The 15,367-nt window shown below is 50.7% G+C and carries 11 protein-coding genes; 3 read left to right on the top strand and 8 right to left on the bottom strand.

Annotated elements, in window-relative coordinates; translation table 11 throughout:
* Positions 1-15 precede the first annotated feature (15 nt).
* Positions 16-1,608, bottom strand: a complete 1,593-nt coding sequence (locus tag NZD86_RS18890; protein ID WP_268043604.1) for a peptide chain release factor 3 — start codon at positions 1,606-1,608, stop codon at positions 16-18.
* Between the two features lie 86 nt (positions 1,609-1,694).
* Complete coding sequence (locus NZD86_RS18895) at positions 1,695-3,383, bottom strand: M14 family metallopeptidase (protein ID WP_268043605.1); 1,689 nt, start codon at positions 3,381-3,383, stop codon at positions 1,695-1,697.
* A gap of 138 nt (positions 3,384-3,521) precedes the next feature.
* Here NZD86_RS18895 and NZD86_RS18900 point away from each other — a divergent pair, with 138 nt between their 5' ends.
* On the top strand, positions 3,522-4,514 hold the full coding sequence (locus NZD86_RS18900) for a quinone oxidoreductase family protein (RefSeq protein WP_268043606.1): 993 nt from the start codon (positions 3,522-3,524) through the stop codon (positions 4,512-4,514).
* A 77-nt stretch (positions 4,515-4,591) separates the two neighbouring features.
* On the opposite strand, the gene NZD86_RS18905 is transcribed toward NZD86_RS18900, so the two are convergent.
* Together NZD86_RS18905 and NZD86_RS18910 are read right to left on the bottom strand one after the other, a co-directional pair.
* The gene (locus NZD86_RS18905; protein WP_268043607.1) at positions 4,592-5,860 is read right to left on the bottom strand and encodes an MFS transporter; all 1,269 of its coding nucleotides are present in this window, start codon (positions 5,858-5,860) and stop codon (positions 4,592-4,594) included.
* A gap of 84 nt (positions 5,861-5,944) precedes the next feature.
* Positions 5,945-6,340 carry an acyl-CoA thioesterase gene (locus NZD86_RS18910; protein ID WP_268043608.1) on the bottom strand — a complete coding sequence of 132 codons (396 nt, stop codon included), beginning with the start codon at positions 6,338-6,340 and terminating at the stop codon, positions 5,945-5,947.
* Positions 6,341-6,525: 185 nt separating this feature from the next.
* Between NZD86_RS18910 and NZD86_RS18915 the strand changes: the two genes are divergently transcribed.
* Positions 6,526-8,409 carry a helix-turn-helix domain-containing protein gene (locus NZD86_RS18915; protein WP_268043609.1) on the top strand — a complete coding sequence of 628 codons (1,884 nt, stop codon included), beginning with the start codon at positions 6,526-6,528 and terminating at the stop codon, positions 8,407-8,409.
* Positions 8,410-8,487: 78 nt separating this feature from the next.
* Here NZD86_RS18915 and NZD86_RS18920 read toward each other — a convergent pair whose 3' ends face one another.
* From NZD86_RS18920 to NZD86_RS18935, 4 genes are read right to left on the bottom strand one after another with little or no spacing between them, the layout of a single operon-like run.
* A complete protein-coding gene (locus tag NZD86_RS18920) occupies positions 8,488-10,122 on the bottom strand; it encodes a class I adenylate-forming enzyme family protein (protein ID WP_268043610.1) in 1,635 nt (544 codons plus the stop codon).
* On the bottom strand, positions 10,097-11,278 hold the full coding sequence (locus NZD86_RS18925; protein WP_268043611.1) for an acetyl-CoA C-acyltransferase: 1,182 nt from the start codon (positions 11,276-11,278) through the stop codon (positions 10,097-10,099). The genes NZD86_RS18920 and NZD86_RS18925 overlap by 26 nt, the downstream gene beginning before the upstream one ends.
* Before the next feature lie 24 nt (positions 11,279-11,302).
* Positions 11,303-12,079, bottom strand: a complete 777-nt coding sequence (locus tag NZD86_RS18930) for an enoyl-CoA hydratase/isomerase family protein (protein ID WP_268043612.1) — start codon at positions 12,077-12,079, stop codon at positions 11,303-11,305.
* The gene (locus tag NZD86_RS18935; RefSeq protein WP_268043613.1) at positions 12,072-12,947 is read right to left on the bottom strand and encodes a 3-hydroxyacyl-CoA dehydrogenase family protein; all 876 of its coding nucleotides are present in this window, start codon (positions 12,945-12,947) and stop codon (positions 12,072-12,074) included. The genes NZD86_RS18930 and NZD86_RS18935 overlap by 8 nt, the downstream gene beginning before the upstream one ends.
* 262 nt (positions 12,948-13,209) lie before the next feature.
* Between NZD86_RS18935 and NZD86_RS18940 the strand changes: the two genes are divergently transcribed.
* Positions 13,210-15,312, top strand: a complete 2,103-nt coding sequence (locus NZD86_RS18940) for a type IA DNA topoisomerase (protein ID WP_268046946.1) — start codon at positions 13,210-13,212, stop codon at positions 15,310-15,312.
* Positions 15,313-15,367 lie beyond the last annotated feature (55 nt).

A 15,367-nucleotide genomic window follows, 5' to 3' on the forward strand; every position in this document is an offset into this window, starting at 1 on the left:
AAGTCCCCCACATCCTTACATGTCAAACGAAGTGGAATGCAGAACGACACCTGGGTTCTTGTCGATCAACCAACGAATGGAGAACTCGTTCGGGAACAGCATGACCACTCGCTCATCCTTGTCTTTGACAATGATGTTGGAATACCTATCGTAACTGAGTTTCTCGACGTCCTGGGTTGTTTCGATCCACCGGGCGAACGAGTACGGCAGGTTGATAAGCTCCACCTCAGCCCCGTATTCGGACTTCATTCGGTGCTCAAAAACCTCGAACTGCAGTTGGCCGACGGCACCGAGAACCAAATCTTCGGTTCGGTTCGCTTGGCGGAAGACCTGGATGGCTCCTTCCTCGGACAACTGCTCGATGCCCTTGTGGAATTGTTTGTACTTCAGTGTGTTCTTGACGCTGACCCGAGCAAAGTGCTCCGGTGAGAACATCGGCAACTTTTCGAAGTGAAACGATCCCGATTCGCAAATGGTGTCGCCGATGCGGAATACGCCGGGATCGAAAATGCCGATGATGTCGCCCGGATAGGCTTCTTCGATAATCTCGCGCCCCTGACCGAAAAACTGTTGGGGTTGGGCCAAATTGACCTTTTTGCCCGTGCGAACGTGGTTGACGCTTATCCCTCGTTCGAATTTGCCAGAGCAGATGCGAATGAAGGCGACCCTGTCACGGTGAGCCGGATTCATGTTGGCCTGGATTTTGAAAACAAACCCGGAAAACGATTTGTCCGCGGGCGCAACGGGGCCCTGGTCCGTTTGGCGTACGCCGGGGGCCGGGGCCAGATCGATAAATTCGTTAAGGAACGTCTCCACACCGAAGTTGGCGATGGCGCTGCCAAAAAAGACGGGTGTGAGTTTGCCTTGTGCGATGAGCTCGGGATCGAACGGGTCGCCAGCAATGTCTAGCAGCATCACTTCGTCCTTCAGTTGATCGTGTAGCTCGGGACCAAGCGCATCCCGCAGGACGGGACTGTCGATGTCATCGGCCTGGATGTTCGACGTCTCCTCACCACGGCTCGTGTAGCGCTCGAACCGAGTATCTCGACGGTTGTAGATGCCGCGAAAGTCCTGTCCCATGCCGATGGGCCAGTTCATCGGGCAGGAGCGGATGCCGAGCACGTCCTCCAGCTCTTCGAGCAGAGCGAGCGGCTCCTTGCCTTGCCTGTCGAGTTTGTTGATGAACGTAAAGATAGGGATGCCGCGCATCCGACAGACTTCAAACAGTTTGATAGTCTGAGGCTCCACGCCTTTGGCCGCATCGATGAGCATGACAGCACTGTCGGCCGCCGTCAGCGTACGGTATGTGTCTTCACTGAAATCCTCGTGGCCTGGCGTATCGAGAATGTTGATGCGCCTGTTGCGGTAGCCAAACTGCAAAACGGTGGATGTCACCGAGATTCCTCTCTGCTTCTCGATCTCCATCCAGTCAGACGTCGCATGACGCCTTGCCTTTTTGCCTTTGACGGCGCCAGCCTCGCGAATGGCGCCGCCAAATAGCAATAGTTTCTCAGTCAAAGTCGTCTTACCGGCGTCCGGGTGCGAAATGATTGCGAATGTACGTCGTTCTTCGTGTGTTCCTTGTTCCTTCGTATATGCTATCGGCACTGATGCCACTCCTGTATTTAAATATCAATATCTAACCATCCAAGTGTACCACGTGTTGGCGTCCCGGACGTACACCAAACACGGACTCACGGTGTGGTTAAAAGTACCGTCTTCTCTACTCGGCCGGATCGAGGTCCTTCGAAAACAATCTTCACGTTTGTTCCAGGCTCCCCTTTCACGACCCACTCCGCGTACCCGCGCTGGCTTTTCGGCGGTGCAAACGTGCTCTGACTCCCGTAACCATCCAAGTGACCGAGAGGGACTGGTGACATCCCAGCAATCACCTCAATCTGCCCTTCGATCATCGCCCGGACACCCTCAAGCAGCAACTCCTTGCCCTTCTCCGTGCTGGATGTGGGAAGAAATCCAGCATTGGAAACCTCCGCAACCAAACGAAAGACCCCGACACCTTCCTCCGTGACTTGCACAGTAGGAATCATGAGCTTTGGCGTGGAAAGCCCCAGTTTGGTTAAAAATGCACTCACGTTCGTGCATTCTTCCTCCAGGAAATGAATGGGTGGATTCTGGATGACAAATTTCGGGTTTAGACCGCCGATTTCCACTTTGCCGAAATCCGGGTGTTCAAAAGCTGTCCATTCAAACACGCCATGATCAGGCACTTCCTTCTCAACCCAAGCAAAGATCTTCCGTTGGTCCTCGGTCAGCTCCTCGGGCGTCAATGCCATCATCCGGCGCATGCCGTGCTCGCCATAGCCGTGCGCCCCCGCCCGCTTATTGAGGTTCCAAATCTCGACGGTGAATCCCATTACGCCAAAATGATCATACATCCAATCGTCGGCAGCGCCTGGCATAAGTACCTTCTCGTGACCAGTGGCGAACTTGTTGTAATTGGAGCCAGCGAAATATCCGCTCACCTGTGCCCCCATGTCGGCCACACGTGTAAACAAATCTCGATCCGTCTCCGAAAGAACCGTATCGTCTCCAGTCGAAGGCTGCCGCAGGATGACGCCCCCACTGGTGTGTAGGGCCGCATATGCAGCGATGTTTGGGTGGGCATGAATAAACTCGGCTAATGCGCGAAGTTCCGGCTCCGAGAGAGGATAAGGTCCCGCGCCCGGTTGCCCGCTCTCGCCGGCCCAGCGGATTGGAAAGTTGCGGTTGTAGTCCATCGTGGAACGGCGCGCATCCTGCGCCATCGCAAAGGCCGGGAGCGCGCCCGTTTTCGACAGGTGATCAATACGTCCTTCCGGAAAGACATGATAGTACTGCCCTCCGATTTCACCTGGACGACGGGGTCTCATCACCCGAGGGTCCACATCATCGATGACAAAACCTCCGTCTTCTGCCTGTACACGCATCTGAAGGATATAGCCGTCCCCGTTCACGTCTTCGGCAACGAATCCCTCTGGTGGTTCTGAGTAGGGATACGTGTGCGGGCTGGATCGGAAGCGGGCTGGCGTTGTGAGATACAGTTCCGCACCGTCGAGAGAAATGCGCGGCACGACATACACCGTATGCTGATCCAGGAGTTCGGTTGCCTCTCTGTCCTGTCCGTAGTTCTCAATACACCAGTGTATCCAGAACATGGCCACTGAATTGCTGGACACTTCCCCGGCATGAATATTGGCATCTACGAAAACGGCAGACTTGCGCTCTGGTGCCCCAGTGGAGCGGCTCGTCAAAGTGACCCCCGCGATGTCGCGCCCTTCTCGACTATGTCCGATGACCTCTACGCTGATCAAATTCGGATGCTCGCGTTGTAGCCGATTCAGTTCGTCCCACATTGCTTGATATGTCCAATATTGTGCTCTCATCGAATGTAATTACCTCCACCTATACTAATTCTACGAATCTTGCGGAAAACCTTATCTACAAACTTACATTTTTGCTCGCGTTAACTTAAAATTTTAGGGGAGAACTTTATATAAGTGCAAAATAGGAGGGAATACGACGTGAAGGCGATAGTGAGCAAGGCAGAACAGGGACGAAGCGGCGTCCATTACACAGATATACCAACGCCGACACCTGGTGCTGGCCAAGTGCGAATTCAGTTGCAAACCGCCGGGCTAAATCGTCGCGATTTGCGCGTGATTTCCCAAACAAAAATCGGAGACGCCCCCATGATCATCGGTTCGGATGGAGCCGGGATCGTTGAAACATTGGGTGAAGGCGTGCGCGACTTCGAAGTTGGTGACGAGGTCATCATTCACCCCACCTTAAAGTGGATTACCAATACACCCGCTCCACCGGCCGACTACGAAATTCTCGGTTCTCCGACACATGGAACATTTGCTGAGTTTATTGTGATAGAAGCGAATCACGTGGCACGAAAACCCAAGTACCTCACATGGGAAGAAGCTGGCGTCTTGCCGCTTGCTGCCCTTACAGCATACCGGGCTCTGTTCACCAGAGGGCAGGTTCAATCCGACCAGACAGTGTTGATTCCGGGCGTAGGAGGCGGTGTTGCCACATACCTGGTACAATTCACGAAAGCGGTCGGGGCGCGGGTGGTGGTCACCTCGCGCAGTGCGGAAAAGCGGCAGTTCGCAACGAAGCTAGGTGCGGATCTCGCTATCGATTCAACGCAAGACTGGCAAGAGCAGCTTGGTGGCGACAAGGTCGACTTGGTTATTGACAGTGTTGGTGCCGCAACGTTTGACAAGTGCCTCGCATCTCTGAAACCGGGCGGAACCCTGGTTACGTTCGGTGCAACAGCCGGAGATGAGATTCCGTTCGATCTCCGCTCCTTCTTTTACGGACAATTCGATTTAAGAGGTTCGACCATGGGAAGTCGTGAAGAGTTTGACGCGATGTTGCGGTTTATCGCAGAGCATGAGATTCGTCCAGTATTGGATCGATCGTATCCGCTATCAGAGGCGAAAGTCGCTTTGGAGAGACTTCAGGAAACAGAGAATTTCGGAAAAATTGGGTTGCAGATCCACTAATAGCGCTTGTCGATCCGCTGGTGACTTTCCATTTCGGCGAAAGTCACCCGCGGCATCGAATTCAACGTGACGTCCAGTTAACCTGTCGGTAGAACATCCTCCAATCCATTCTTAGCTGCTGTTCTCTGCAATTTCATGGGAGATGTCTCTTTAAGCCCAAACGATACGAGAAACACAAGGAACGAGCCAGCCGCGGCCATCCACAAGGGAGCGACGGGGCTGACGTGATCAGCTAGGGAGCCCGCAATCGTGGGGACGAGGGTGCCTCCAAACAATTCTCCAACCAGTACGATCAGTGACATGGCAGTTGCAACAAACGCTCGCGGCACGGATTCCGCGGGGATGATTGCCATAAACACTGGTGCGTACCCTTGCGCAACGGCAAGGAAGAAGGCGAGAACCGCTAGAACACCCGCAGTGGCGTGAACCTCTGCAAGGACAATCGGTGCCAGGGATGCCAGAAGTCCAAACGTGATCATGATAGGCTTACGGCCCAGTCGATCCGACAGGTACGGTAACACGAGACCCCAAATGAAGCTGCCCAGTCCCATTGCACTCATAACCAGTGACACTTTTCCCGGACTAATCTTATCCACCTCGACGAGAAATGTTGGCGCGAACGTCGTAAAGGCGAACAACCAGCCCATAAATCCGACAGAGATAATCATTCCAAGCCAAATGTTCCGGTGTGCAAATGCCTGCTTATAGTCAGACAACTTTGGTTTGACGTGAACATGATCGACCGCACTACCTATCATCACAGGTTCTTTCATATATCTCATTAAAATCAACGCGATTATGACGCCTGGCAGGGCCAACAGATAAAACGAATATCGCCAGTTGAGCGACTCGGCGATAGCAACGACAGCAAGGGGTGCCACGACACTTCCGAGAAGTGCGGTGGAACTTTGTACAAAGCCCATATTAAATCCGCGTCTTCTTTGCGACGAGTCAGCGATGACGGCTGCTTGTGCCAAAGTGACGACAGGCCCCTCTGCTGCACCCATGAGACCCCGAGCTAGCATGAGAACACCAAATGTCGCCGCCAACCCGGTGGAAAATGAGGCAAGCGAAAAGACAAGAATAATGAAGGTCAGAAACTTCTTTTTCGCATTCATAAGGTCTGACAGGCTGGAGAAAACCCAGCTGGAAATGGCCCAGCAGATGGAAAGTATTGAAACGGATAATCCAATTTCCGTATTCGTCAGCTTCAACTCTGGTGCCATAAAGGGAAATAAGAATGTAATACTCAGTCGATCCATCATGACAAACCCATACGTAAAGAACATAGCGATAACGATAAAGTTTTCGTACCGTCGAAACCTGAGTGGCGTGGAATCGGTCATGTTGCTACCCTCCTAATCATCCATTTTCAATTCACGATGTAAGCGCTATCAAAAGTCACGAAACATAACTTTTTCAGTACGTACCTATGCAAGCAGCTTTTCGCGCCAGTCCTCCGGCACTTTCATCGATTCGTGCGTTTCGGGGTCTAGAAGTACAGTCACCATGTTTCCGCTGATACAGAGTTCTTCGCGACAATATACTTTGATGTCCCAAGTCAACGATGAAGTCTTAATAACTGAACAGGTAGCGTGAATGTCGATCTCGTCATCATAGTACAGTGCATGGTGGTAATTACACTCAATATGAACCCTCGGAATCTCATAACCACCTCGAGAAGGATCACCCGCTTTAATCCCAAGTACCCGCAATGCCTCGCGTTCACCGATCTCGAAATACCGCATAGCTAACATAAAATGAATCCGCCCAGACGCATCCGTGTCAGCGAACGCAACGCGATCCTTTGTAACAACCGTAGCCATTGTCACCCATCCTCGTTCCCATTAATTTAGGTCTTGCCAGCTATCTTCGGTTCATCAACCTGCCTTTACTCTAAATTTTCTATTTACTCAGGTAAATTCGAACAATAATGAAATACAGGTGCTATAATTCCTCTATAATGATGATTGTTCATAGTCTGCGTATGTGTTATGGAGGTTGAATCTCGTTGGTATTTAAAGAAGAATCTGAAATGTCTCCCCGTCGCAGAGGGCGCGATAGGCTGAATCACAATCTCAAAAATGTGGTTGACGACATTGCACGGACAAAAACGCAGGAGGAAACCATCACAGTTCTACTGCAGACGATATGCAACACATTTCACAGTGACGTCTCTCTTGTCTATCTTGTAGACGAGGACCAGGGTGTGATGAAGCCAAACGTGCTCGCACAACGTCAGAGTGAGACTTCCCTCTCGTCACTTGACCTGAGTCAATGCTCTCAAAACATCCTTACTGGACCCTTTCGTTGGCCGACGGATACATCCGAACCACTTGACACAGCCTGCGCATTCTACAGGGAAATGCAACAGGCTGGGTTTTCGACTTGGTTTTCACTACCCCTACGCGTTGGACCAACCGTCATCGGTGTGATAGCCGTTGGATATTTTAGATACGAGTACCTCGTCAGCGACGTACGGGAAATGCTATGGAACTTTGCTAACGATGTAGCACAATCGCTCATTCGGTTTTTACCTGTCAAACGACAGCTGAAGGCACCATTACACGGAACCGAAAATCCCGCATTGGCGAATTTATATGAGCAGGAGCGACGTATGCAGAGACTCTTGTCCAATCACCGCCAATTAACCAATTCACTCTTTGAAAGTGAGAGCCTCACGACACTCACCCAAACACTTTCACAGATGATTGGGCACCCTGTGGCCGTACTGGACCGCTTTTTCGGAACGCTAAGCACATTTCCCGTCAATGCCAATTGGGGATTCCTGCTGACGCGCCTTCGGCAGTGGATGGCTCAAACAAAGTTAAACATGAATAACCATCCCTTTCCCGTGAGATCAAGCAATCTGGCCGGGAGCAGTTTCGTAGTGGCACCAATACAGATGGGTGATGTCCCTTTGGGCTACTTTATCGTGAAGGAGGATGAGTCAAAACTGGACGATCTCGACGTGATCGCCACACAGCAAGCCACGATGGTTCTGGCTATTCATTTTTACAAACGAGGGCTACACATCGAGAAACGGGGCAACGGATTCCAGGAGTTGCTCAATCAACTGCTGGATCAGCCAGGTTCCTGGAGCCAGTCTGATTCGGATCAAGCAGCTATGCTTGGTTGGGACGTTAGAGCGGAGCAAAGTCTACTCGTGGGGCAGTTTCAATTCGGGGAGCAGGAATCTCTCCCACATAGAAACTTGAATACTATCGTTGAATACGTTCGAACTAGGTTGGCGGTGGATTTCCCACAAATTCTGATCGCACGAAGACAGGACACGTTGGTCTTAGTCCTCCCACACTCCCTGACGAACCGTAACGAGTTGTCGGGGCTGATTCACTGGATAAGGTCCATACAATGTGAATTTAATCTACCGGCGGAGCGTTCTTCATCCATGACTGTGCCGAGCGGTCCCCATCGGGTCACGTTTGGCATAAGTCATCCTGTTCAATCACCGGAACTCTTTAACCAGGCTTATCAGGAGGCGTTGATGGCCGCACGGCTTGCGACTTTGGTGGCTCCGGACAAAGACTTCGCAAGCGCGGCGGACATCCGATTGCACTTGTTGCTTTCACCCTTAGCAAAATTAACCGCCGTACAAGAGTTCATTTCAGACAAACTAGCAAAACTAATTACATACGACGAAGAACACCAGACAGAAATGTTTAAAACGCTCAAAGTCTACCTAGAGCAAAACGGTAATCTATCGGATACGTCTGCCGCGCTCTTCATTCACCGTACGTCCCTGCAGTACCGGTTAAAGCGGATTGAATCTATCATTCTGTCGCCTTTGGAGTCTTCACAGGTGCGGTTTGAACTTCATTTGTCCATATTCATTCATGAAATTCTAACCGCCAATCACGGCTTAGACGCAACGTGAAATTCATATCCGCAACTGCCCCCGTCATTAAAAATGACATTCAGATCTTGCTACCAGAGGGTCACGTTATCTGACGTTTCACTTTGCGTGATAGACAGGTGGATACTTTTCTCGCATAATCTTCGCCAATTCCATTTTATAGATCTTTCCACTTCCACTTAAGGGAAGCACGTCCATAATTTCAATCACATCTGGAACTTTATAATCCGCCAAGTGTTCTTGGCACAACAAGCGAATTTCATTCGGCGTAAGTGACCTACCAGCTTTCAGGGTGATACACGCACAGGATCGCTCACCCAACACTGGATCAGGAATTCCCACAACGGCTGCCTCCTGAACGGCAGGATGTTGATAAATGAGCTCCTCGACTTCTTTGGGGTAAATCTTTAATCCCCCGCGACTGATCATTTCCTTTATTCGCCCAACAATCGTCACGTAGCCATCGTCGTTTAGCCTTGCTAGGTCACCAGTGTGGAACCATCCATTCTGATCGATTGCCCTACGAGTCGCTTCTTCATTTTCGTAATAACCCATCATCAGTCCAGGGGTTTTACACAGCAGTTCACCCACTTCACCATTCGGTAGCATATTCCCCCATTCATCGACCACTCGTAGACTGACCCCCGACAGAACTCGGCCGACTGTGGTGTAAACCCAGGCCTCGTTTTCAAAATGAGACGCCGTGAGTGATGGAGAAGTTTCCGTCATACCATAGGACAAAATGGGGTTCAAGCCCAATTCGGAGCGAATGCGCTCAACTATTTCGTAAGGGCACGGTGTTGCCGCCACAATACCTGTTCTCAGCGATGACAAGTCGTATTTTGAACGGTTCGGATGGTTGAGTTCGAGAACAAACATAGTAGAAACGCCATGGTGAACAGTCACCTTTTCACGTTCGACGACCTCAAACACAGTCTCTGGCGAAAATCGTTCCATTAGCACAAACGTAGACTTGGTTGCAACCGACATAATACAGAGCGACAAGCCAAATATATGGCAGACTGGGACAACGACTAACACGACATCTCTTTCGCTGTTCTCCAGAGCAACGTTCATGGCGCTGCTCGAAAACAACAAGCTCTTATGGGAGAGAATTGCTCCCTTCGGAATTCCTGTCGTTCCGGATGTGTAAACGATGGCGGCCACGTCACTCGACGAGGTGTTACAGGCTTCCTCAGGGTCAGCATGCATCCCCAGAACTATAACATCCTCGAAGGACAGCAGATTGTGATCTACCAAACCCATAGGTGAAACACATATGATGTGCTCGAGACTGGGAATACCCTTCTGACAGTCTTGAAATACTTGGTACCGCGCAAAGTCCGTTTCCACCGCCGTGATCGCTGCTCGGGCTCCTGAACTCCGAAGGATGAATTCGATTTCATTACGCTTGAACCGAGGATTGACTGGCACAAGCACAAAACCTGCCCTTGCAGCGGCATATAATGTAATGACGTACTCTGGCCAATTCGGCAAACAGGCAATAATTTTATCGCCCTTTTGTAATCCGAGTTTCGTACAACCTTCAGCAAACCTGATCACCCGTTCGTAAAGTTCCCTATACGTCAATCGAACTTTACGCTCCACTTGCGCGATAGCCGCCTTATCCGGATATTTCTCCTGTGCTTCTGCTAACAAATTGAATAGTGTGCTGCCCATAATGTCCTCATTGGGCTTATCCGTATCCTCAAATAGCCTCCCAGACGGTAGCAATTCCTTGGCCCCCTCCAATACAAAGTGATGCTACCCCGTATTTCTTTCCACGTCTGTTGAGCTCCGCCAGCATCGTCAGGATCAATCGCATTCCACTCGCTCCCAGCGGGTGTCCAAGCGCAATGGCTCCACCATTGACATTTGCCGTGTCGATATCAAATCCTAATTCTTTCTGACAACCGAGAAGTTGAGCAGAAAAAGCTTCATTAATCTCAATCAGGTCCATTTGCCCTAAGGTCATATCCGCACGTTTCAGTGCCGAGCGGATAGCTTCCACAGGCCCCAAGCCCATGAGGCTCGGTTCAACTCCAGAAATTCCCCACGAAACCAACCGTCCAATTGGCTTAATATGATGTCGCTCTGCATAATTTCCTGACACCAAAATACCCATTGCTGCTCCGTCGCTCAGGCCGCTGGCGTTTCCCGCTGTAACCAGCCCATTTTCAATGAACCTGGCCGGCAAGCGAGAAAGAGTTTGTGAAGTTGTCGGTCGTGGGATCTCGTCAGTATCTGTTACTGACGTTCCCTTGCTATTTGACACTTGGACGGGCACAATTTCAGCTTTGAAAATACCCGATTCCATGGCGCGAAGAGCTCTCATATGACTCAATGCCCCAAAGTCATCAACCTCTTCTCGTTTCAAGCCATACTTCTTCCCCACATTTTCAGCTGTTCCGGCCATCGTGAAACCACAAAACGAGTCCATTAAGGCTTCCCACAGGGCGTCCTCCATTTTGCCGGCACCTAAACCTAGCCCGGTTCGGGCTCCACGGATGACAAACGGAACTTGGCTCATATTTTCTGTCCCACCGACCAGAGAAACTTCAGAGTCTCCGTAGGCGATTGACAATGCAGCCGTAACAACAGCCTGCATGCCGGATCCACAAACGCGGTTGATGGTGATAGCCGGACAGTCAATTCGTGTTCCCGCCTTAAGGCCAACGTGCCGAGCTGTCAAAATCCCTTCGGGGTCACTGGACTGATGTACGTTTCCCACGACGACATTGTCAATGTCCCAGGCAGCAATGTCCGACTTTTCCAGTGCCGCTTTAGAGGCCGCTACGGCCAAATCAACGGCCGAAACATCTTTGAAAGCTCCGTTGAACTTTCCAAACGGTGTCCGAGCACCGCCTGCAAGGAAAAATTCCGTTGCCATTGATTCATCTCCCTCACCATTGCGTTATTTCCCAACAAATACGGGTTTTCTCCGCTCCGAGAACGCACGTACACCTTCCCGTCCGTCCACACTCGAAAAGGCGGTCATAAACGCTTGATTTTCTTCAGTAAGCCCTGATTCAAGCGGTACATCCAGGGCAAGGTGAATGACCCGCTTTGCCTGTGCCAATGCAACGGCCGGCCGCTTTGCTAAATGATTGACCAGTTCCTGAGCTTTGTTCTGTAGTTCTTCAGCGCCAACAACGTCACAGACCAAACCAACGGTCTTTGCTTCATCGGCACTAAGCGAGCGTCCCAACATGGTGATTTCCTTGCTTCGCGCTTCCCCGATCAAACGCGTCAGACGCTGGGTACCGCCACCGCCCGGGATAATTCCCAACGTCAACTCGGGAAGCGCAAAAACGGCATTCTGAGCGGCTAATCGAAAATCACATGCCAAGGCAAGTTCAAACCCAGCCCCATAGGCTAATCCGTTTACAGCACATACCACAGGTTTAGAGCATGACTCGATCCGCCGAAGTGCCCGGCCAGACACACCGTTAAAGTGACCCATTTCGTCGTCCTCAAAGGTGAGAACTTGTTTGATATCGATACCTGCTACAAAGGCCTTCGTCCCTGCCGCAGTGATAAGAATGACGCAAACCTCGTCGTCCCTTTCTGCCTCACACAAATAACTGTCCAATGCCGCAAACGCCTCCAGGTTTAAAGCGTTAACTGGCGGGTTTTCAATGTGAATTCGCGCACAGACACCATCAACAAAGTAACTCACAACATCACTCATGACGTTCGCCTCCGTCATAGTCATACCAGCCCTTCTTAACCTTTCGACCAACCCGTCCAGCGCGAATCAATGTACGCAATGACTGCGGTGCCGCAAACCTTGAGTCCTTCAGCTCGTTGTAGAACACGTCCATGACGTGCAACCCGATTTCAACGCCAGCAAAGTCCTGCAACTCGAAGGGACCCATGGGGTAGTTCAGCCCAAGTTTTACCGCGGTATCAATATCCTCTTTACTCGCGACGCCCTCCTCAACCAACCGGATGGCTTCAATAAACTGGGGAATCATAATGCGGTTGACGATAAATCCAGGCGTATCTCGCTTGACTTCAACTGTCGTTTTCCTCATCCGCTCGGCAACAGTTTTCGTAACTAACACAGTTTCATCACTTGTCTCGTAACCTCGTACAACTTCAACCAGTCGCATCACTTGCGGTGGATTAAAGAAATGCATCCCGACTACACGGCCGGCACGACTAGTGGCTGACGCAATACTCGTGATAGATATAGAAGACGTGTTGGTCGTTAAAATCACGTCTGCCCTGCAAATAGTGTCCAATTGACGGAACAACGCCTGCTTCGTCTCCGAATCCTCAATAATGGCCTCCACGACAAAATCCACTTCCGATAATTGCCTGAGATCAGAAGTCAATTTGATTCGAGAGAGAACCTCATCCATGTCTTGTGCTGTAATTTTGCCCTTTGCAATTGACTTTTCCATGAGCGATCGTATCCGCGTAGACGCACTTTCCAAAGCTTGAGGCACGGTATCTACGAGAACCACGTGAAATCCATTTTGGGCCGCTAGGTGTGCGATACCAGCACCCATACTCCCCGCACCCACGACGCCAAGTAGTTCGATGTCAATCATTCACTTCACTCCACCCTGTTGTGTCCTCGTTAATAGTATAAAATTTCAATCTAGTCAGATAAATTCTCACATGAGACAAAGCGAAGTGAAGGATTTCCTCATAAATAAGGATTGCAAGAACCGTTCTCATGGATTTGAAGTACAATTTATCTCCAAAATGATTCTGGACTTGCCGCGTGTGATCTGGCACGATTGCACAATCGGAACAACTGCGCGGACTTCGAATCCGTCCAGAACGGAGTGATCGACTATCAAGCTCATTATTGCAGAGAAACCTTCTGTCGCGCGCGACATCGCCGGAGTGATAGGCGGAGTGAGACGGCACAGTGGGTACATTGAAGCCCGAGAATACACCATCACTTGGGCTGTTGGCCACCTCGTCACACTGGCTGACGCACACGACTACGATAGAAAATACAAGAAGTGGAGCGCTGAGGATCTACCTATTGTGCCGAAACCATTTCGGCTAAAAGTAGTTGAATCAAGCAAAGAACAGTACAACGTTGTTGCGTCGCTCTTAAAACGAGCAAAAGAAGTCATAGTCGCGACAGATGCAGGGCGCGAGGGACAACTCATTTATGAGCTGATTGCCCTTTCGGCTGGATACAAGGGCAAAGCCAAGCGCCTCTGGTTGTCTTCTCTGACGGAGGGTGCCATTCGCGAGGCGTTGAATGGCTTGAAGAACAATATAGATTACAGAAATCTCTACTTTGCCGGTTTTGCTCGCGCACAGGCAGATTGGCTGGTGGGCATCAATGCTACACGGGCCATGACCACGCACGCAGGAACGCTGCTCACCATTGGCCGAGTCCAGACGCCGACACTGGCGATGATCGTTCATCGAGATTGTCAAATTGAACAATTTAAGCCGGAACCATACTTTGAGTTGGAAGTTATTTTTACGCATGTGAACGGTGAGTACAAAGGCAAATGGTTTGATGGGGATAAGCAGACGCGTTTTAACAACAAGGAAAGTGCTGACCGAATACTTGGGAAAGTTAAAGGACAATCAGCGTGCATCACCAAGCTCACACAAAAGACTGTGCCGGAACAGCCACCTCAGCTTTTTGATTTAACGTCGCTCCAGCGTACCGCTAACCAGAAATTTGGATTTACGGCAGACCAAACGCTAAAGTTGGCGCAATCTCTCTACGAAACACACAAAGTGCTCACGTATCCGAGGACGGACAGCCGCTACGTCTCCGACGACATCGTCCCGACTTTACGCAAGCGACTGAGCGCAGCGGGCAAGATGTTCCCCGAGTTAACTGACCTGATTCCTCATGTCATCCGCCCAACAAAAAGAGTCGTTAACGGTGCAAAAGTGAGTGATCATCACGCGATTATACCGACGGAAACAACTGTTTCTACCACACTGAGACCAGACGAGCGGAAGATTTACGAGTTGGTGACCAAGCAAACCCTTGCAGCTTTACTGGTGCCCGCAGAGTGGGCATCGACGACAATAAAAACAACCATGGGGGGCGAGTTGTTTAAGACGAGTGGACGAGTTCTCGTGAAAAGTGGCTGGAAGTCGGTTTTTGGAACGGACACCCCCGATTCTACCGACAAGAAAGTCGACGATGAGGATACGCAAGCAACGTTACCCATGGTCGAAGAGGGAGATAAGGTGACCGCAAGAGACGCTGTCGTCTTGTCAAAACAGACGAAGCCGCCATCGCACTTTACGGAGGCGTCCCTCTTATCTGCCATGGAACATGCTGGAAGACAGGTGGACGATGAAACGTTAGCTGAAGCGCTCAAGGACCGCGGGTTGGGCACCCCTGCCACTCGGGCGTCCATCATCGAAAAAATTAAACGCGACGGCTACGTTGAAGTGAATAAGAAACACCTCGTAGCAACCAACAAAGGACGTGCCTTAATTGAGGCGATTCACATCGACGCACTCAAATCCCCGGAACTGACAGGCGACTGGGAGCACCGTCTGGCTCAAATCGAGTCCGGCAACGATGATGCAGGTCAATTTATCAGTGAAATCACGGAGTTCACACGGACGGTCGTTGCAACGATTAATCAAACGCAAGTGGACATGATCCTTGAGGGTCAGTCAATCTCTCGTGAGGCTGTCGGTACATGCCCCTTGTGCGGCGGAGCCGTCATTGAGACGAAAAAATCGTACGGATGCGTGAACTGGAAAACACAGGGTTGCAAATTCACTGTCTGGAAGCGCATTTCCGGCCATAAGGTGACGCAAACACAGGTGAAGGAGCTTCTCACGAAAAAGCGAACGAAGCGATTGAAGTTTAAAAGCAAGGCAGGTAAAGATTTCGAAGCGCGTTTAGTACTAACACCTGACGCCAGCGTGGAATTCGAGTTCGAAAGACGTGCAGGTAAGGGCGAATAAAGTGGCAGCGGATTATCTGATAGAACTTCGTCTAAACTGACCGGTTTCACTAAGA

It is taken from the genome of Alicyclobacillus dauci, from assembly GCF_026651605.1.
Lineage (GTDB): Bacteria > Bacillota > Bacilli > Alicyclobacillales > Alicyclobacillaceae > Alicyclobacillus > Alicyclobacillus dauci.